Here is a 19028-nt window from a genome sequence, read left to right as displayed (position 1 = left end):
GCTACGCAGGTCTCGTTTTTCACTCATACACTCTGATACCAGCTGTCCACGTGGACACGTAGCATCAGAGTGAAGCGATTTCTAGACAAGGACGTCGTTAACGGATCGCATACCTTTGAGCTCCGCCCATTGCATCGTCGCATGGGCGACCCGCAATCGACCGCAAAGCCCCACGGTGACTTGGAGTGCCGTTATCCATTGCTCGTTACGAAAGCGCGATATCCCTTTGCCCGAAGGTCACACGCTGGGCATTGACCGCATCCGTAACCCCAATCATGATTTTGTGTCCGGTCGCCTAGGTAACATGTGTGGGTTTCGTCCCGAATAAGGTCAACCAGCGAGGACCCGCCTAGATCTGCAGCCATTTGCCAAGTGTCATGCTTACCGATCCACATCAACGGCGTTTCGATAATGACCGGCTGATCCATGCCAAGGGCAATGGCGACCTGCAGCGCTTTGAGAGTATTGTCCCGGCAGTCTGGATAGCCGGAGAAATCCGTCTCGCACATTCCTCCAACTAATACCTCAAGACCACGACGATATGCCACAGCAGCTGCAAGCGTGAAGAACAATAGATTTCGTCCCGGCACAAACGTGTTGGGCAGTCCATTCTCTTCCATCTCAATGGCCTTACCCTGTGTGAGTGCCGTGTCACTGATCTGGCCAAGAATCGAAAGATCTAGCATGTGGTCGTCGTGGAGTTTGCCACCCCAACGTGGAAATCGCTCACGTAGGCTGGACAGCACCTTCTTTCTGCACTCAAGTTCCACGACGTGGCGCTGCCCGTAATCAAAACCAATAGTCTCGACGTGCTCGTAGCGATCTAGCGCCCACGCCAAGCAAGTTGTCGAATCCTGACCGCCAGAGAACAAAACCAATGCGTGAGATTTCATGATGTACCTCGTGCAACTCAAGAGTTGGCAACTTGACGTGGCTTACGGACAGCGCGCTTCATAGATCGAACCAAGTAGTTAGTGAGCAGATCAATATCGCTCGGCGTATTTTGAATTCCATTCCACGGGCGCTCGTCATATGGAGCAAGCCGCCACTGACCGCTAGTCCATGCCGTATATTCCTTCAACAGTTTAAGGTGACTTTCAAATTCCGCCTGAGTAGTTACACCTTCACTTGAGTAAAGAAATTCCATGACAAATCCCATTGCCACAATCCCCGCTCCATGACGCAAGCGCGATGTTTTTGGAGTCATCCCAACCCACTCACTCCCAAAGACCGATTTCACCGCCCCAAAAAATGAATTAATTATATCGTAAGCCCGATCTTCGTAATCATCATGCTTAATAAACTCACGAATTGCACCATCCGATACAGAATTCATGACCAGCTTTTGCATCGCGGTATCACTAAGAACACCTTTTGGATTGGTGTGCTGTCGGATCTCACCATAAAGCGAAGATCGCCGCGTGTAATTCAAACGATCAACAATACGCGCCGAGAATTTTCGGGTAGTAAAACGCTCAGGAAGCCCCTCGACCGTCGGAAGCAGTTCGTAAATTAATGTCTTCGGAAGTGGGCGCGTATTATTGATTAATACAAACTGCTGACGCAGTTCGTTGTAATCCTTGCAGATAAGCGCGGACACAAATACTTGAAAACCAGATTTTGCGAGGCCCGACAGAGCACTAAGTCGCTGTTGACCGTCCACAACAAAACCGGGTTTTTCGTTCCCAACTTTAATTTCGATATCGACGACCCCGTCACCCTTATCTTTAATTTTGACGCCACCGATGAAAGCGACGATCAATGCATTCGGAAGAAGGGCATCGTCTCGCCGCAGGTAGTCTCGGATTTCCTTTATGTGAGACGCGATCTGATGACGCTGAAAGCCACGCAATTGCCCATTTTCCTCACGACCAACTCGCTCAATTTCCGCGAAATTCCAGATCTGTTCCGGAGTCGCCGCAAATGTGAACACATCATGCTCAGGAGCCTGTGACGCCCGAATAGCCTTAAATCGATAGACGCTCACTTATGATTCTCCAAAATATGTTGTACATGTTTGTGATACACGCCCAAGTTGTGAAACCCACGGCGCTTATTTCTATTGCTGGATCGAAAGATGATCACTTCGACACCAGCCTGGCTACAGATTGGACAGCGACAACGCTTCCACGGAGCATCTTCCAATGTGCGCTCTACGAGTGATCGCATCTTTTTGAGTTCCTTTTCGTGGTACTCAATTGAACGCCCGTCACCTAGAGTTAGGAATCGCTGATAATCCATTACTGCCTCAAGGGCATCTTTTTTCTTTCCATTTCCGCCATCGAATTTTCTCAGCGCGGCCAATGCCTTCTCTTCACGGCGCTGCAAGTCTTCCGCATCAAAAATACCTCGCTTGATCCCTTGCATTAGGCGGGGATTTTCCATTGCCTGCGGAATACGTATGGCAGCATAATAGTCCAAACCGCCACCAGGGGATGCCATGTAATAGTTCGCCTTTGCATCTTTAAACGCACGAATAAGCGGCGAGGTAGAATCAAAACTTGTAATACCGAAGTTTGTGAACTGATGAATACTGTCAGCCTTCGCGAAACCGAGAAGATGAATCTTCGTTTCTGGCTTTATGGCACTCCGCAGTGCACTGAGAACTTGCTTGATAACATCAACCTTCAGCGGAACCAAACCTCCGATCGCCAAATAGCGATACCCCATTTTTTCTAGCTGAACTGCGGCGTCGGCCATACTCCGAGGCGACCACCCTTGAACGGCGCCGAGAGGTTCGAATGGGTGACCCTCAGCCTTAGTGAGTCGTAGAAATTCTTGGGCATTTGCGAGGGTGATATCGAATCGCTCGAGAATACCCGACCCCACTTCGCTTGCAGGAGGGTTTTCAGTTAAGCAATCAAAAATGATATGGTCAGGTGACACCCCGTGGGTAAAACCTGCGTCTAGATAGAACTCCACCACTTCTTGCGGGGGATATGCGGGAGTTTTACTGTCCGCGTATGCAAAAGCCCCGCAGTCACCCATGATCATTGCATTTTTAAACTTCGGGCCACCATACCGTAAAAATTTGCGGACACCATCACGCAATAGTCGCTGCTCTTCAGCAGTCGAATATCGCACCTTGGAATTAGCAATTCCCACCGCTTGTCGAACCGCGCTCATCGATACGAGTAATCCGTCGTACGGCGCCGGATTCATAAGTTCATGCGCATATGCATCGTCCCAGTAGCGACGGCGGCCCGGAGCATTACGATCATTAATAAAATCGTATTCGGGATCGACATAATCCTGAGTGTCGGAATAGAGAAATTTCATTGTTTCATCGTGCTGGTATAGGCTCGAACCAAAGCGTCCTGAAGTTTCCTGATATCGCGTGGTGTGCTTTGGATCTCATTCCAAGCTACGCCCAATGTTTCCCATGTACCCTTAGTCCAACGACAGGCAGGTGCAACTTTTTCCAATTCTTTGCGAACCGTTTTGTAGTCTTCGCCGTGTCCAGAGAGGCGGGCGTAAATCCTGTCCATCAACACGCCCATTGCTTCGATGCCCGCCGAATGCATTAAGCGACTACGTTTCGGGTCTGTACCCCATGCTTCTGGGAATACGTCCCGAACAGCCGACCAGTAAGTTCGCAACACCTGATACATCCCTTCGACATCAACGCCTTCGCGACCAGAAGATTTGTAGGGTGCAAGCGCGCCTAACGGATTGTTCATGCTGTTGCGTATCATCGCGATCACCGCAGTATCAGTAATAACGCTGGTGCTACTGTCCTTCTCGGAGATGCGCTTTATTAACTTGTGAAAGGGCGACTCGGGATCGCGATTAAGCAAATTGCATATCTCTGATGGGACCTTGCGCGCACTTAATTCGCGAGGCAGTAAGATACTGCGCGTCTCCGGCAGAAGCTCATTAATTAATCTCGTCGGAAGTGGTCGAGCCTTATTCACGAGAATAAACTGCTCGCGCTGAATCTCCAGGCTATCGGACACAAAGGCGACTACTGGTACCGGAATACTCTTGACACCTATTTGCCCCAAAGCCAACGAGCGTTGTTGGCCGTCGACGATCCAGGCGACCCGCTGTCCTTCTGCATAGATGGGAATTGTCAGTGTGCCTGCCTGCGCGATACCCTGATCCCCAGTCGGCTTCGTTCCGCGAGCCGCTGAGAAATGAACTGCGGGCGACATGGCCAGAATGATCGCGTTAGGAAACAATACATTGCCTTGGTTCAAATAATCGACAATTCCCTTAACGTGCGTTCGGATCTCCGGGCGCTGGAATCCCTTGAGCGCATCCGATTCGTTACGCTCTACCCTGGATATATCGGCAACTTTCACGATATCGGAACCCTGAATGAAGAAGGCATATACATCCAGCCCTTCACCCTGGGTCGTGCGTAGTGCGCGCACCACAATCTCTTTCATTGCCATATCTGATTTACCCCTTTAGTGCGAACTCTTGCCGAAGATCGCTCCAAAGGGCACGGAATCGCCCTTGCTCACATGCAACCATTGCTTCATCACGAAGGTAACGCAGCAAGTGGGTAGATGCTCCGCCAAACCGGCCCCAGTTCGTACGCAGAAGCTCAAGAATTTCGGCATCGGTTTTCTTGTCGCGCACCGGAGCAATTGGCCTCTTTAATGTACACATCGCACCCGCTACAGCCGATCTTGCTTCTTCAACTGAGAGTTGGTGCCCGTTCAATACTTCAACGAAATGACGTAGCGCCCGTTGTGGGAAATCAGCCCGGGTGCCCGCATATGAAGACCCTTCCAATCGATCGTCATAAGGCAGAACAATGTGGCGAGCGTTGTCAGGTACGTACACCTGACCGTGACTCGATGTAATGATGCGAATCCGATTGATTTGGGATTTCGTTAGCGAAGCCAGATCTTGAGCAATCAGGGCGACGTAGCTTCCCGGCAATGCAAAAAGCACCATAGCTCCTGGATGCCTATCCAGCATTGCATGAACGGAACGTTGCGCTCCCAGTTCAGCGGTTAATGCTGCCCACCAGTCACTCGGTTCGTTCCCGAGTTGAGCGAGCAGAGGTGCCAATGAGTTGGCGCCGCTGGAGACGGTCAGGTCGTACAACGGGATCGGTTCAGCAGCGCTCACGACACCGAGTCCAGCCGAAATGATATGCAGCGTACTGTCCAATGCCACCGCTACACGCCGCGCCTCGGCAAAGCCCCGACCCATATAGACATCCTGAGCCAGCCCCGACGGACGAGTTTTGCGAACGGCTCTTGCCCAACATGCGGCAACGGACGTGAGCGGACCACTCACTTCGACCGTTGAGAAAACCACGCTGGCGCCACCTGCACGCTTTCTGTTGGTGCAGTTGGTCACAACTATCGTCTTTCGTGCCATAACTGCACCAAGTATAGAAAACTTCTGTCGGAAAACTGCAGACATCATTGTCGCACAATGCTGCGGTTTCTGGGGAAAACTCCATGTTTACAGCGAGATACGCGACCTGATTCGACGAAGTGTAGCTCCGACGCAACGATGCTGACGAAGATCGGCTGGAACGGCCCCGGGGACAGGGTTCCAAATCCTTAACGAAGATACGGCAAAGGCACTGAAATGCGCCGCATACGGATTTGACGGTCCTGCGATGGCTTTCGCCAAGCATGTGATGCGACGCGCGATCGAGGACTGCTCTTCGGGCACGATCGCACGGTGCTTGCTCATCAATTCGGCAAAATGACGCAGTAGAAAGGCAATGCCCGCTCCGCGTTTTTTTCTAGATCGGACACACTCGCATATCAGCGCCGGACTGCGATTCGCCTTTCTCTACCTCTCTTAACGTGTTGCTCCGCGGTGAGGGTCGAACTGGTAGGCGAGAAAATTGTCGAACTACAATCGGAAAACTAGCGCAATATTTTTTGCAATTAGACGCCTTTCTGACGACGATATTTCGCATCAAAGTGCAAGATGCATTATAAAAACTACACGACACGAGTTCAGCAATGGCTTACTACTACGTTATATCCGGTCTTTCATCGACCGCACACACTACCAGTTGTCGACAGCCGACATCGCGCACCTGGGCCGATCGACGAATACAAAAGTGAACGCTCTCGTCCGCGCCACAACCCTCGACCAGATTGTTGAATCCTCTGCAAATCTGGCGCTCGACCCTATCACGCCCAAAATTTAGTGCAATCCCTCTAAACTGCTCCCGCAAATGCGCACACTCTCGTCCTGCTCAACGTTAGTTAAATAGGAACGATCCACCGCTGCGCCGCAAGCCTGGACTTGGGATTCGGCTATCCAATATCTGTCAAAAATTTATCGTATATGTGTGTGAATACGATAATTCCACCAAGAAATCACATTTCCTTCACTTTTTTTACTGCTCAACTATCATTTCCGGGTGATTCCAACGACCTCACCCGAGGAAAGCATTGAGTCCCTTTTCCGAACGACTTCGGGCGCTGCGACTCCGTTACGGAGTGCGCCAAAAGGACCTGGCCGAAGCGATGGGCTTCGAACAGAGCTACGTATCTGCCTTGGAACTTGGGATAAAGGGGCCGCCTTCCCGCGACTTCGTTGACCGACTCGCAAGATATCTTCGGCTCTCTGCCGATGAGCTCGCCGGCCTACTGAGCGAGCTGGAAGCATCTCGACGTCACTACACCATTCCCCAAACAGCTTCATCGGATGCATATCGCCTGTGCGGCGAGCTTTGGAGAGAGCTGGATCTACTGAGCGATGCCCAGATCCGTGTCATGAGGCAGTTGATTGAGACGTGGCGCAGAGGCCCCGTCAAGCTCGGTGATCGACCAGTGCTCGGCCGCGTCATGAGAAAAGACAAGGAGGGCACAGAAATGTAAAAAGCGGAACAAACCCGAAGGTCTGCCCCGCTTGGTGGAGAGCTGAACGCTGCTCCGTGGTCACGCTCGTGAGTGTCTTCTCCTCCCCCCTCGTCGTCAAGCCGTCCTTCGGGCTCATCGCACCGGTTTGCTGTGGATAACGCCCACGGCAGGATGTAACTACGCCCTCAAATTGGTGCTTTTTTTTGAATCCGCTGTCCGAGCGGACAGCCTTTCTTTTGCCCTGAATCATGAGAAAGACGACGACACCTCGTAGGCCAGATGCCAGCAAGAGGCTCGGCAAGTTATTCCATCTCGAAATATCGCGTAGCAAGCTTCGAGAGGTACACCGCTCCCGTTCAGTCCGACCGAAGCAACCGGTTGCCCCCACGGATGGACCGGTTCGAGACATAGCGACAAGATCAGGCCCGTTCGTCCGAGGGCTTTTCCCTTCGTTCAAGAACGGCCGCCAGGTTGCACACGAGGAGACACTTGAAGGCGATGCCGTTTTATTGTTCGAGATGTCTCCATTGGTCAGGTCTTACAGGGAGCAGCCCGAGCAAGTCTATTATCCCGACGGCGATCTGACCCGAAAATATACGCCCGATTACGAGATCGAAACCGCTTCTGGCCAACGCATCCTTGTTGAAATCAAGCCGGCAAGCCGACTGAACGCGCCACCGACGCGCAGGAAATTTGATCTCATCGAAGCGCATCTCGATCGCACCGGCCGGGCATTCACGATCCTTACGGATAAGTCGATCCGGCAGAAACCTCGTCTCAGCAACCTTCGTCGGCTCTGGCGCAGCGCTCCACTAACTCCTATGAGCTGTGACGAGATTCGTCGCGCCCTCCGTCTCCTCCATGTCAACGACGTTCGATCTTTCGACGATGCGGTAAGCGTCATTGGTCGCAGCGCCGTATCCGGCCTTCTGATGCTTGGATACCTAACATGTTCTCTCGATAGTGAAATCAATAGTACTACGGACATTTTTATTCATACGGAGAATCAAAATGCGTGGTTTTTCATTGAAGCTGAACGCCGCTTTTAGGCTCGACGGCGCCCCGGTTCGTATCGCACGGATTCTCGACGACGGCAAAGTCTTTCTAGACGCCGAGGTCACTGGTGAGCTGCTCCAAACATCAAAGCAAGAGTTGCTCGATGCTTACGTGGCGAATCGAATCGTTGTCGCTGACGGGGTCAACCATGGCCAAGCTGTGACCAACGAGCAGGACGCACTCCTTCGATACGGGCGGCCTTTTTCCCAGCTCAGCCCCAAGTTGCAGGAAGACGCACTACGTCGGAAACACTATGTTGATCAATTCCTGGAGTATGGCCGGCCAGCTCTGACTCCGAAGACACTTGCTCCGTTGATAAAAGAGTTCGCTAAGTCATACAGAAGCGCCAACGGCGACGGTGATCCCGCACCGCCAAGCCCGTCGTCTGTGTATCGCTGGTACCGTTCTTATCGTCGCTCAAAAGATACAAGGTCGCTCGTTCCACGCACTGACTTACGTGGACCGCGACGTCCGCGCACCGACGCACGTGTCGTCGACCTGTTCATGGAAAGCCTCGTTGAAGCCGCCGACAAGGAACCCGCGTGGTCGATCGGTGACGTGGAGACACGGTTAGAAAAAAAACTCGAACTCGAAAACTTCTCCCGACCTCTATGTGACTACCTACGGTGCCCAAGCAAGTCCACGTTGTATCGATTGTTCGACAGAGTCGATGAATACGACGTCGCTATTCTCAAGGAGGGGAAAGCGAGCGCCGACAGGCGCTTCAAGATCACGAAGACCGGGGTACCCGTTACCCACATTCTTGAGCGCGTTGAGATCGACCACACACCGGTCGATGTCTTCCTTGTCGACGACAGAACGGGACTACCCTGCGGTCGGCCCACGGTCACGATGCTCCTGGACAAGTTTAGTCGAATGCCATTGGGATACTCAATTGGTTATGACGATGCGTCGACGCTGGCCGTTATGCGCGCCCTGAAAAACGCGATCCTGCCGAAAAAACCTTGCGCTTCAGTGATGCCCGGCCTTACCGTCAAACACCACTGGCGACCCTACGGCAGAATAGACTGTCTTGTATGCGACAACGGCTCGGAGTTTCACAGCGACTCGCTCAAGGCGGCATGCTTCGATTTAGGAATAAGAATTCTGTACTGCCCGCCTCGGCAACCTCGATTTAAAGGTGCAATCGAACGCTTCCTCAAGACGTTCAACTACGGGTTCGTGCACAAGCTACCTGGCACTAGTTTCGCCAAGTTCTATCAGCGCGGAGACTACGATCCCCTGAAGCATGCGGTATTCACGGTCGACGAATTTACTCATGCTCTCGAGAAATGGATCCTAGATATATACGCGCAGTCACCGCATCGCATGATAGGTACGACTCCATGGCAGAAATGGTGTGAAGGTGAATTGAACGTAGAACTGCAGCTTCCACCGCGAGCAGAAGATATCGCCGTCAACCTTGGCTTAGAGACTGAACGGCGCTTAGGAAAAAGCGGCATCCATCTACACTATCTGTACTACTCCAGTGACGATCTGCAACCGATCATCGATACGTATGGTCCTGGAATACCGGTCAGAGTGACATACGACCCGGATGACATTGGAACAATCTGGGTCTGGGCCCCGGATTCCTCAGATCGCATACTCGTACGTGCGAACCTCTACGAGTATGCCAACGGCCTCAGACTCTCACAACACAAGCTGATTCGGGCCGCGCTGCTTGAACAGCAGAAGAATGATTGTGTGCTTGAGAACCTCATGCAAGCTCGTATTGAACTCATGGAGTCCATCGATAAGCTATTGTCCTCCCGCAGCGTGCGGACACGTCGCAAGGCCGCCAAAACGCTGGGAGTTAGCGGCGATCGACCAACCGGAAATCTACATCAGCTCGTGAGCGTACAGCCTTCGCAACCCAAAGTCCAACGCGAAACGGTCATGCCGAAAGCACCCAAACGTTTTGAGAGCCGCCCACGTAGCTCACTATGACAAGGAGGTTTTATGTCCGCCGATCGTAAAAAATCAACTTCGCACTACGATTTAATTGCAAAATTCGAATCTCAAACAATCATGTTTCCAGAATTCGATCATGCATACAAACGTATCAAATACCTTCTAGATTGTTATCGAGAAACCGGCCATCAAAAATCTCTAGTCATTCTAGGAGACACTGGAACTGGAAAGTCGACGCTGTGCAAACTCATTGGAGAAGAATATCCGTCCCTTACGCGCGACGATCGGGACATTGTCCCTGTGCTCTACATCAGCCTACCGGAAAATCCAACTCCGTCCGCCGTGGTGTCGACCGGACTTCAAGTTCTGCATGATCCAGCGCCGTTCCATGGAACTACTCCAGCTCGAACCCACCGCCTCCTGACGCTGATGAAGCAATGCGGCGTCGAGTTTACGCTTGTTGACGAAATTCAACAGACGCTGGACAGGAGCAGAGCCCCCGGCCTGTATAAAGTTGGCGACTGGATCAAGAATTTGTTCGATGCGTCAGGTAGGCCGATGGCACTATTTGGGGCTCCGAGATCGAAGTTGTTGCTTCAGACCAACGAGCAGTTACGTCGGCGCTTCAGCTCGACGTTCACTCTCGAGAACATGGGCATCACGACGGCCGCTGAGATTGAAGATTTTGTCGGACTGGTGGCAACGTTGAATGACAATCTTCCGGTCAAATGTTCGCTAGATCTTCAGTCATACGAAGTTCTTGAACGACTACATTGTGCAACAGACGGCCGTATCAGCTACCTGATCAAGCTTTTTAGCGGCGGACTCGAGCGCGCTCTACGAGGAGCGATGACAACGATTGACGTCGGCATTCTCGAGCAGACGTTTTCGGAAGAGATTTGGGATGAGGGAATCGGCGCCCTGAATCCGTTCAATCCGATGTTCTGCTTCCGTCGCTTAGATAAAGCGGGTGAGCCATTCTTTAGCGGACTCGCTGGCAAGAAGGGGCCTGTTAAAAGTTACTCGAAGCGGAGGGACGCATGAGTCCATTTCGGTTACCCGTGCGCTCTCGTCCTTATCCGGACGAGAGCGCAAGCGACTATCTTAGGCGAATAGCATCCCTCAACGGATACCAAAGCAGCCGCCAACTTTTTTGCGGTGCCTTGTCTCATCTAGAGTGCACGGTCGAGAATCTGGCCATGCTTTGTGGATGCACGCGAGCCGAATTGACGCAAGCTGATGTCCCATGGCCGAAGTGGGTTAGCGGCGGCACGACATCCCAACGGTCTCATATTCGCACGTGGACCAACTACCAGCGGCAACGATGGTGTCCTGCGTGCCTACTTGACGCGCCCTACATGCGTTCCGCGTGGTCCTTCAAACTCGTTGTAGCCTGTCCCCATCATCACGTAATGCTCCGCGAGACGTGTGACCGCTGTGGGCAAATTCAGCCACCTTCGTCCGCAAAATTCCTCGCGTGCGACTGCGGACGAGCGTTTGCCGATATGCCGAGCGACATCGCAGACGATTCGGTGGTGAAAATCATGAAATTTTGCTATCGGAGAATTCCTGGAAGCAGCGCGTTGGACGGTCCACTCGCGCGCCTATCATCGCTGAATACATTGCAACTGATGTATGCGCTCTCGGCAGTCATCCCTGGTTTTGCGAAATCGACCCCTGGCATTCTCGCCGGGCAGCATGACCTTCGAGTTGCAACCAGATACGTCCAGCAATGCACAATACTATTGAACGACTGGCCCAATGGATTCCGTGCGCTTCTTCGGAGCTATTTGGATAGAGAGCCCGAGACCAGTATCCGGCGTCGGTTCAGTCCGCTCTATCACGTGCTGTACAGCGTCCTTGACGACAGGCGGTACGATTTTCTCAGAAGAGAGTTCGAATCTCATCTCAACGGACATTGGTACGGGTCCATCGATGGCAGGCATCGGAGCTTTGATCGAACACTCGAGGCACACAACGTGGCAGCAGGGAGTGAAATCCGCTCGACATTAAGACGTTCTCGCCAGAAGCTACGACATCTGATTGAAACCGGCTTCCTCGATGGCCGGGTCCTAAAGAGTCCATCTGGCCGATCATTTCTGGTGGCTCAGCGAAGCAATGTGCTTAGCGCCGCATCAAGGTTAAATAGTTCACTCTCGTTGAGATCGGCAAGCCAGCAGCTCTGTATCAGTAAGAGGAGATTGCGCCTTCTTCTAGACGTGAATTTGATACGACACGATCCGCGTTGTCGGGTCGACCGAGGAAACTGGATGATTCCTCGAGATGAAATAGATCGATTGTCAAATCTCCCTATAGATCAGGATTGCATAATAAACGAAAGTGAAACTTGGACGATGGCACATGTGCTACGCCACCTATGTCGCGCTAACGATACCTTTCTTGTGGTGATGAGGGCCGTACTTAGCGGACAGCTACGCTGTGTCGGGCGGGCTGTCGGCATGCCGGGAATTTGTGCTTTCCTTGTCGATAAGGCTGAGACGAAATGGGTAATCGCCAACGCTGGTCAACTTCCCAGTGATGGACTAACCGCGCAAGCCGTTGCACGGCGGCTAGCCATCAAAGAAGAGGTGGCCTACCACTTGATCCGATCCGGCATTCTGGAAAGCGCCAAATATAGGCAGAATGGGCGCATGCTCCAACTTGTGTCCGAAGCGAATTTGCACGAGTTCGAGGAGCGCTATGTCTCGCTCGTGTCGATAGCCATGCGGCATGCGACCTCCACCCAGGCCGCCCTATCGTGGCTCGGCAAAAGTGGAACACGTCCTATCACCGGCCCCTCAATTGATGGCAGCAGGCAGTATTTCTTTCTCCGCTCCGACATTTCTGCTGGTCTCTCTACAACATCTACGTGCCTTCAAGGTCATCTGTTCGATGTTGATTCAGATGCCGCAGGACCATTGAGAATGGCGACCGAACATGTGAAATGATATAAACTTCTGGGCATCCGGAATGGATGCCATTACTTCGCCGTATCAAGCCGGCGACGTGCCGTAGCACGACGCGCCGCGAACTTGGAGTCGACTTTGGAAGCCGACTCCAAATTGCCAGTGTCGGCGGAGGCACGCGACCGTTCGACCTTGGCGCTCAGCCAAGCGTCGTATTCCTCCGTTTTTTGTTGCTGCTCGACGTAGTCCCGCATGAAGTCGCGCAGGAGCTGAGCACCCGTTCTATCATTGGCCTTCGCCGCAGCAGAGAACTCAGTTTTCAGGACAATATCAACCCGAAACGTAAAGGTTGCGTCACTCATAGCGATACCCTTTTTGTTGCGGGATATGTGCATCGTAGCACCTTCGTGAGTAGACTCAGATGACCCAATTCGCGCATCGTCGACAGGTCGCATCACGCTACAAGCAAAGGATGTTTCAGAAGCCGGCACAAGCTCGTGATCAGGACGGGGCAGATAGCAGACGAAACAATTTATTGTCCGACGGGCCCCTTTCGTCGACGCTTTCTAGAAGCGTGGCTAGACTCGTGCTGTGTCGCGCTGTGACGTGAATTGGCGCTTTACCAGTATGCGCCGGTTTGGGCACTTGCCAGGATCCGAGAAATTAGATCAATGCCTTCAGCGTTGCCAAGATACTCTATGGGCAATCGATTATCGAGAGCCGGTACCGGAGTGCGTAGCCAGTCGCTTAGCCACGATCGAGCGTCGAACCCTGCCGGATTGCCCGATTCGTCAACCATCCGTTGAACCTGGGCGGTAAGCATGTCCATTACATCCGGTGAGATGTCTTGCTGATGGTTGTCGGGAAATTGATCTTTCCCTTCGCTCATATCCTTAACAGCCATTTCAATGCCTTTCCATGAATTCGCATCGATCGAGTTCAATGCTGTCACGCAAACTAGCCCGAATCTTGACCTGATGTCACACGGCGACCCGAGAGGTACACGGGATTGGATACCCCCAGCATAGACACACCGGTCCGTGTAAGCAAGGATCGCGACCGTCGAGCTCATCAATCTGCCGAGATACCCGCTAGCATCGATGGCCAGCTCGGCAAACAATTTATGAACCAATTTCGACGCCGGTCGGCATAGCACTCGACCCCAAAACCGGATTTGTGAATTGAGACGCACCTACGATTCAATATGGAATCCGAAACTTATCCTTCTACTGCTTGATCCGTTGGCTCGAGTCTATTTTGATCCAAAGTGATCGTATCAACGATCACCTCAAGCTCTGATACCAGATCAGCCTGATTCTGTTGCAGATACATCCGTACGGACTCGTTTTCCAGCAATCGAGCCAGATAGCCCTTTGCCAGCACAAGATTGAGCACGTCCTGTCCATAAGTCTGCTCGACCACCTTGTACTGTCCCTGCAGATTGCTCATCTCCCGCTCCATCTTCGCCATCTGCTCAGGACTTACGCCCGCAAGCTTCTTGGGCTTCTTCCCTTCGATCAACCTTGAGGCCGGCGTTGCAACGAGCAACGCTTCAGCGTACGAGACAGACAGATTGTTTGCTGCCACCATCAGTTCGACGCACTCGACCTGTCGCGTCGGTTTCATCTTGCGTAGCGCTCTTGCGAGCTCCGGTGAAAACTGCCGGTCCTTCAGGAGGTCAGTCGCCTCAGCGCAAATCCCATCCAGCAATGCCATCCTCTTGATGATCTGCGAGACATCTACCGACAGCGCTTTCGCGAGTCGCTCCGGGGAAACCCCCCGTTCAACGGCCCGACGGATCATGAAGTGCTCCTGGATCGTCGATAGTCGATTGACGCGGTTGTTGTACGTATAGCTCTCATCGTCCGTGGCAACGAGGCACGACACGGTGTTGAACTGGAGCTCCTGCAATGCGATCAATCGCAGATGCCCATCGAGCAGGACGTGGTTGCCCGATGCCTGATCAACCGGCGTTACCGAAAGTGGCTCGATCAAGCCCACCTCTTCGATGGAGCTTCTGATCTGCTTGAACTTGCGCGAGATCATCATCCCGGCAGGTGTGCGCCGTGACGGCAGGATGCTCGTGATCGGAACGGACAGTGGTTCCGGAATGAATCCAAGTGCTACGCCGGTCATGCTGGACTCCCGCTCGGCCATACACGTTCCGCCAGATACTTCGGCAACGTCGCCAGCTCCTCAGCGCGTAGCAGGTTGACGAAGTTCTCGTCGGCAAATAGCTGCCTGAGGGCGCCGACAATGAACAGCAACCGCTGCTGCGTAAACTCTGCCTTGCGCACCATCGCTTTCTGCCGCTCAACTTCATGCTGATACGTTCGGACTAGGCTCGATGTGGTCACGTCCATCACCTTGCGCGTCATGTTTCGATTCGCCGTCCGGCCGAGCGCTTTCCTCCGCTCGATGACGCGCCGAGCATCCATCAGCTGACGCCCGCGCAATCTCCCCGATTCATATGCCTCCTGCAGTGCCGCTTGGATCGCCTCATCGTCGTCGCCGGCACCAACAATCGATAACGCTGCATTCAGCGGAATTCGGCCTTTCTCCACTGCGATCACGAGTCGCTCCTCACCCTGATGCAGAAGCGTCAAGATCCCTTGCACGTAGTGCTGCGTGAGGCCCGTCTTCTCGGCGATCGCCTTCGGTGCGTATCCGCGCTCCTGCAGTTCGCGAATTCCGGCGAGCAACTCGAGCGGTCGGCATTGCCGTCTCGCGATGTTCTCCGTCAGGCTCATAATGAACGCGTCTTCGTCGCTCACGCTCACCACCAGCGCGGGTATCGTCGTTTCACCGAGCGATCGGAACGCCTTCAGTCGTCCCTCCCCACACACGAGCAGATACTTCTCCACGCCACTTGCCGTTGCCCGTGGCGTGACTAGAATCGGTTTCTTCAGGCCAATCGTCTTGATGTTGCTGACGATTTCGTCGAAGACGCGACCATTGCGCTCGCGAGGATTGATCACCTCGATCTGGCTGATGGGGATCATCCGAACCTCACCGGGCTGCTCACGCTGAGTCATGCTCTTCTCCTCAGCCGAGCACGCTGTGCCATACCGTATAAGTAGTCCAGCGTGTCGAAGCGATAACTCTCGAACTCGATCGGATTCCAGTCCGCGAGGCTGATACGAGGCTGCCAAAAGTCGATGTGCGGCAGCAGGTAGTAGTCGAGCGCCGTCGAGTTGCTCTGGTCCAACCTGACTGCCACGGTGATATCCGGCAGCAGGCTCGCGTCGAACCGCACCTTCCAGCGGTTACGGCCGTTGCCGCGCACCTGACACCGTGACAGCACGATGCATGCAGTAAACTCTCGATTCACGGTCAGCAGGTCGGTCGCCGGATCACGCGACACGGATCCGCCGAGATCCGCGATCTTCTTTTCGGTCTCGGCAACGATCTCCGGGTGCAGTTGCCGAATGAAGCGGTTCGTCTCGATATAACGATAGTCACGGCCTGGCGTGAAGCCAACCGTCTGGTACGCACGAATCAAGCTGCCGAAGCGATATACATAAACCGAAGTGGACGGCATGCCCTCCGTTTCGTCGATCACGACGCCCGATAGAAAGCCTCGGCTTCGGTACAGATTTCGCAGACGCTCGATAAGCTCCTCACTCGAGTAGCGCCGGGCGCGCGCCCGCATGATGCCCTGCGCTGTATAGAACGTTTCGCTCGGCACGATGGGTTCGAACGCACCCTCCTTGCGTATCCACATCTCCGACGGATTGGTGACACGAGATTTCTTCAGCTTGAACGACACACGGTTGTAGACGTTGTTGCCGATGTACTTTTCGTTGGTCAGCACCTCTCGAATAGTCGCCCGAGTCCAAGGACGCCCAAGGTCCGTCTGAACATTCATGCCGTTCAGGCGTGCGGCGATCTCGTGCTCATTGAGTGACTCATTGATGAACCAGCTGTAGATGAGGTTGACGATACGCACCTCGCTGTCCGGGCCCGGCATCAGAATGACGCGGTCCGTCTGCAGGCACTTGTGTTGGCCGCGTTGCAATTCCCCCTTCATGAGGCCATGCTCGTCCACCAGGATCCGGCGTAACGCGTAGCCTGCAGGGCCGCCTTGCCGGAAACCGAGCTCGATCAACCGGCACTGACCAGCGAAGACCTTCGCTGACAACTCGCGGCTGTACTCACCGGCCATTGCACGCTTCACACCTTTGACGATCGTCGAAACTGGCGAGCCGTCATTCTCGAACTGTTCGGCGCAATAGGCGACCTGGATGCCTGCGCGCCGGCAGATGTACTCGTAATAGGCACTTTCGTCTGCATCCTGGAATCGTCCCCAGCGGCTTACGTCGTAGACGAGGATCACCTGGAAGTCGGCCATGCCGGTTTCCACGTCCCGGATCAGTTGCTGCAGCGCTTGGCGCCCATCGATACGCAAACCGCTTTTACCCTCGTCGGCGTAGGTCCGCACGATCTCGAGATCGCGACGAGCAGCGTAGTCGCGAATGCGATCACGCTGATTCTCCGTCGAATATTGCTGGTGCTCCGTCGACATCCGAACGTATTCAGCAGCCCGCATCCTGCAGGCCTGCTCGTCAACGGATTCGCATGTGCAATCGAGGTCCACGATCCAGCTCCCACTGGCAACCGCCCCTCGCTGCGCCATCCCCGACATCAACTAGGGGATTTGTATCGGCGAACGCGTCGCGCCTTGCAATGACGTCGAATGCGAGCGAGTACACAGCCAAGGTAGCAGGCGATAGACCCTTGTCGTACACGTCATCTCTTTGCAATCACGCCGGAACAGGCCTCGGCTCAGATAGCACGGCGATGTGCACCGTCCACGCGTTCATCTTTGCAACGCCTGCCTCAACCGCGTTGCGCAGGATGTAAAACCCAGATGCCAGCGGGCGATGGGCCGGCCACACGTCCATGTTTGCAACAGCACTAGCAGTGCGCTGCGCATTTCGTCGTCGCTGCATCGTGCAATTGCGATCGCGATAGGCCGGGTGCGTATCGCGGTAGTGCCGCCAGTAGTCAGGATGTCGGGCCCGCCAGCTGGCCTGGGCGCGGATCTGATTCTCGCGATAGTCGGGATCGACTCGCATGCGCTGGTGCTGCCATGCGCGCCGGCGAGCACGCTGGCACGCCTTGGCCGAGCAGAAGCGTTGATGCGGGATGTGTAAGAGCGGAGTGAAAGGTGCGCCGCAGCCAGCGCAGATCCGATCCGATTTCATGGTCGTGCTCCACAGAGGAATCGAAGTGGGGCCGGCCGTGTTCGGGGCCAGGGTCATGTGAAGCCAGCTCACGGGACGCGGCGTCCCACCCTCGCAGATTTTCCGCCGCTCGCGGTGCTTGTGCGATTCATGCCCAGATCGACGCTCCGTCGGCGCGACGCACCGGGTGTAGCATGCAATTGCGCTCCCGGCGGCTTCCCGCGGCATCGTAGTATTTAGGGCGCGACATCCGTGCCGCATCTCGGTCAATCGCGCTAATCATATGGAGATATGAAGTGACTTCCGCGAAGCGCTTGATCATCGAGATTCGGGCCCCCTGATGGAAGTGGCGACGGGATTCTCCAGATACCTGATGTTGGCCCGGGGGTGGCAAGTTGGAGACGTGCTTGAACTTGATCTGGTCACCGAACCCGGCTCAGCAGTGATTCGGAATCGTTATGCGGATTGTCGCCAAATTTCCAGACCGGATAAGTCATAACGCGACAGCCGCAGGACTACATTTCAGCAACGCTGGCTCATCCTCGAGCCTTGCCCCACGGGCCTCGCCAGCCCACCCTCGAGAACTTTCAAGTTTTGTGACACATTCGCCCAATTTTTTCACTATTTGCGAGACAGGGCCTTGATGCTCGCGTTAGATTTATTGAAAAATTCCAATAAAATCAATGGTGCACTTTTCACTAATTACCACCTTCTGCAGCCGTAGTGTCGAATGTCACTATAAGTGAAAAATTCGACACTAAAGCTGAAAACTGAAGACGTATTTAGTGAAATTTTCCGAAGAAGTTGGGTGCGCATCATGCACCTTACCTGGTGGAAGTTTTTGAGAGCAAGGCCAAACCCCTCACCTTCGCATTGGTACCCGATCGTTCAGGGCTCCAGCCAGTACACTATTGAAGGCCGCGCCGTTGCGCTGGACGGGATGAAGACTGCATGTGGCGCATCGCTGATCGCCAGCCAACAAGAATTCTTGGCAAGCGAGTGATGCTCTCTGATTTCAAATGAATCGGGCCTTGCCCGCTTCACACGCATTTCCGTCGCTGAAATGCAAAAACCCCCGCCTTTCGGGCGGGGGTTTCTGGCTTAGGGAGCCTGACGATTACCTACTTTCACACGGGAATCCGCACTATCATCGGCGTAGAGTCGTTTCACGGTCC

The 19028-nt window shown here is 53.9% G+C and carries 17 protein-coding genes; 6 read left to right on the top strand and 11 right to left on the bottom strand.

Annotated features, from left to right (window positions below):
- Positions 1–191 precede the first annotated feature (191 nt).
- The 5 genes from queC to FFS49_RS40295 are packed head-to-tail and all read right to left on the bottom strand — an operon-like array spanning position 192 to position 5340.
- Positions 192–893, bottom strand: coding sequence for a 7-cyano-7-deazaguanine synthase QueC (queC, locus tag FFS49_RS40315; RefSeq protein WP_105816282.1), 702 nt, complete (start codon positions 891–893; stop codon positions 192–194).
- Positions 894–910: 17 nt separating this feature from the next.
- A complete protein-coding gene (dbpB, locus tag FFS49_RS40310; RefSeq protein WP_105816281.1) occupies positions 911–1987 on the bottom strand; it encodes a DGQHR domain-containing protein DpdB in 1077 nt (358 codons plus the stop codon).
- Positions 1984–3279 carry a tRNA-guanine transglycosylase DpdA gene (gene dpdA, locus FFS49_RS40305; RefSeq protein ID WP_105816280.1) on the bottom strand — a complete coding sequence of 432 codons (1296 nt, stop codon included), beginning with the start codon at positions 3277–3279 and terminating at the stop codon, positions 1984–1986. Before dpdA ends, dbpB (FFS49_RS40310) begins: the two co-directional genes overlap by 4 nt.
- The gene (gene dbpB, locus FFS49_RS40300; protein ID WP_224756104.1) at positions 3276–4391 is read right to left on the bottom strand and encodes a DGQHR domain-containing protein DpdB; all 1116 of its coding nucleotides are present in this window, start codon (positions 4389–4391) and stop codon (positions 3276–3278) included. Before dbpB (FFS49_RS40300) ends, dpdA begins: the two co-directional genes overlap by 4 nt.
- A gap of 13 nt (positions 4392–4404) precedes the next feature.
- Positions 4405–5340 carry a hypothetical protein gene (locus FFS49_RS40295; RefSeq protein ID WP_137910460.1) on the bottom strand — a complete coding sequence of 312 codons (936 nt, stop codon included), beginning with the start codon at positions 5338–5340 and terminating at the stop codon, positions 4405–4407.
- Positions 5341–6380: 1040 nt separating this feature from the next.
- Between FFS49_RS40295 and FFS49_RS40290 the strand changes: the two genes are divergently transcribed.
- The 5 genes from FFS49_RS40290 (at position 6381) to FFS49_RS42835 (ending at position 12709) form a co-directional block, all read left to right on the top strand.
- Positions 6381–6809 (top strand): helix-turn-helix transcriptional regulator, encoded by a 429-nt coding sequence (locus FFS49_RS40290; RefSeq protein ID WP_105816278.1) that lies wholly within the window; start codon positions 6381–6383, stop codon positions 6807–6809.
- Positions 6810–7309: 500 nt separating this feature from the next.
- Positions 7310–7840, top strand: a complete 531-nt coding sequence (locus tag FFS49_RS40285; protein WP_308727925.1) for a TnsA endonuclease N-terminal domain-containing protein — start codon at positions 7310–7312, stop codon at positions 7838–7840.
- Positions 7803–9797 carry a Mu transposase C-terminal domain-containing protein gene (locus FFS49_RS40280; protein WP_105816276.1) on the top strand — a complete coding sequence of 665 codons (1995 nt, stop codon included), beginning with the start codon at positions 7803–7805 and terminating at the stop codon, positions 9795–9797. The genes FFS49_RS40285 and FFS49_RS40280 overlap by 38 nt, the downstream gene beginning before the upstream one ends.
- Positions 9798–9809: 12 nt before the next feature.
- Complete coding sequence (locus tag FFS49_RS40275; RefSeq protein WP_105816275.1) at positions 9810–10805, top strand: TniB family NTP-binding protein; 996 nt, start codon at positions 9810–9812, stop codon at positions 10803–10805.
- Between the two features lie 1226 nt (positions 10806–12031).
- Positions 12032–12709 (top strand): hypothetical protein, encoded by a 678-nt coding sequence (locus FFS49_RS42835; RefSeq protein WP_224756082.1) that lies wholly within the window; start codon positions 12032–12034, stop codon positions 12707–12709.
- Positions 12710–12741: 32 nt separating this feature from the next.
- Here FFS49_RS42835 and FFS49_RS40265 read toward each other — a convergent pair whose 3' ends face one another.
- The 6 genes from FFS49_RS40265 to FFS49_RS40240 all read right to left on the bottom strand — a co-directional run bounded on the left by FFS49_RS40265 (position 12742) and on the right by FFS49_RS40240 (position 17874).
- Positions 12742–13029, bottom strand: a complete 288-nt coding sequence (locus FFS49_RS40265) for a hypothetical protein (RefSeq protein ID WP_105816288.1) — start codon at positions 13027–13029, stop codon at positions 12742–12744.
- A gap of 257 nt (positions 13030–13286) precedes the next feature.
- Positions 13287–13619: an MbcA/ParS/Xre antitoxin family protein gene (locus FFS49_RS40260; protein WP_226285526.1), complete on the bottom strand. Its 333-nt coding sequence runs from the start codon at positions 13617–13619 to the stop codon at positions 13287–13289.
- Positions 13620–13885: 266 nt separating this feature from the next.
- Positions 13886–14803 (bottom strand): plasmid partitioning protein RepB C-terminal domain-containing protein, encoded by a 918-nt coding sequence (locus FFS49_RS40255; RefSeq protein WP_105816287.1) that lies wholly within the window; start codon positions 14801–14803, stop codon positions 13886–13888.
- Entirely contained in the window at positions 14800–15702 is a 903-nt protein-coding gene (locus FFS49_RS40250; protein WP_105816272.1) for a ParB/RepB/Spo0J family partition protein, read from the bottom strand. Before FFS49_RS40250 ends, FFS49_RS40255 begins: the two co-directional genes overlap by 4 nt.
- Positions 15699–17312 (bottom strand): recombinase family protein, encoded by a 1614-nt coding sequence (locus FFS49_RS40245; RefSeq protein WP_105816271.1) that lies wholly within the window; start codon positions 17310–17312, stop codon positions 15699–15701. The genes FFS49_RS40250 and FFS49_RS40245 overlap by 4 nt, the downstream gene beginning before the upstream one ends.
- 118 nt (positions 17313–17430) lie before the next feature.
- The gene (locus FFS49_RS40240; protein WP_105816286.1) at positions 17431–17874 is read right to left on the bottom strand and encodes a hypothetical protein; all 444 of its coding nucleotides are present in this window, start codon (positions 17872–17874) and stop codon (positions 17431–17433) included.
- A 721-nt stretch (positions 17875–18595) separates the two neighbouring features.
- On the opposite strand from FFS49_RS40240, the gene FFS49_RS40235 reads away from it, so the two are divergent.
- A complete protein-coding gene (locus FFS49_RS40235; RefSeq protein WP_226285527.1) occupies positions 18596–18856 on the top strand; it encodes a PAAR domain-containing protein in 261 nt (86 codons plus the stop codon).
- The last annotated feature ends 172 nt before the right edge of the window (positions 18857–19028 follow it).

The sequence above is a fragment of the Burkholderia sp. 4NA327C6 genome (genome assembly GCF_005502655.1).
In the GTDB taxonomy this organism is placed as follows: domain Bacteria; phylum Pseudomonadota; class Gammaproteobacteria; order Burkholderiales; family Burkholderiaceae; genus Burkholderia; species Burkholderia contaminans.
This window is presented reverse-complemented; position numbering and strand designations above follow the sequence as displayed.

Bases quoted from the DNA above. Each gene is read 5' to 3' on its own strand.
- FFS49_RS40285 (WP_308727925.1), top strand. From the start codon at position 7,310: ATGTCTCCATTGGTCAGGTCTTACAGGGAGCAGCCCGAGCAAGTCTAT.
- dpdA (WP_105816280.1), bottom strand. From the start codon at position 3,279: ATGAAATTTCTCTATTCCGACACTCAGGATTATGTCGATCCCGAATAC.
- FFS49_RS40275 (WP_105816275.1), top strand. From the start codon at position 9,810: ATGTCCGCCGATCGTAAAAAATCAACTTCGCACTACGATTTAATTGCA.
- FFS49_RS40280 (WP_105816276.1), top strand. From the start codon at position 7,803: ATGCGTGGTTTTTCATTGAAGCTGAACGCCGCTTTTAGGCTCGACGGC.
- dbpB (WP_224756104.1), bottom strand. From the start codon at position 4,391: ATGAAAGAGATTGTGGTGCGCGCACTACGCACGACCCAGGGTGAAGGG.
- FFS49_RS40250 (WP_105816272.1), bottom strand. From the start codon at position 15,702: ATGACTCAGCGTGAGCAGCCCGGTGAGGTTCGGATGATCCCCATCAGC.
- FFS49_RS40265 (WP_105816288.1), bottom strand. From the start codon at position 13,029: ATGAGTGACGCAACCTTTACGTTTCGGGTTGATATTGTCCTGAAAACT.
- queC (WP_105816282.1), bottom strand. From the start codon at position 893: ATGAAATCTCACGCATTGGTTTTGTTCTCTGGCGGTCAGGATTCGACA.
- FFS49_RS40295 (WP_137910460.1), bottom strand. From the start codon at position 5,340: ATGGCACGAAAGACGATAGTTGTGACCAACTGCACCAACAGAAAGCGT.
- FFS49_RS40245 (WP_105816271.1), bottom strand. From the start codon at position 17,312: ATGTCGGGGATGGCGCAGCGAGGGGCGGTTGCCAGTGGGAGCTGGATC.
- FFS49_RS40240 (WP_105816286.1), bottom strand. From the start codon at position 17,874: ATGAAATCGGATCGGATCTGCGCTGGCTGCGGCGCACCTTTCACTCCG.
- FFS49_RS42835 (WP_224756082.1), top strand. From the start codon at position 12,032: ATGATTCCTCGAGATGAAATAGATCGATTGTCAAATCTCCCTATAGAT.
- FFS49_RS40255 (WP_105816287.1), bottom strand. From the start codon at position 14,803: ATGACCGGCGTAGCACTTGGATTCATTCCGGAACCACTGTCCGTTCCG.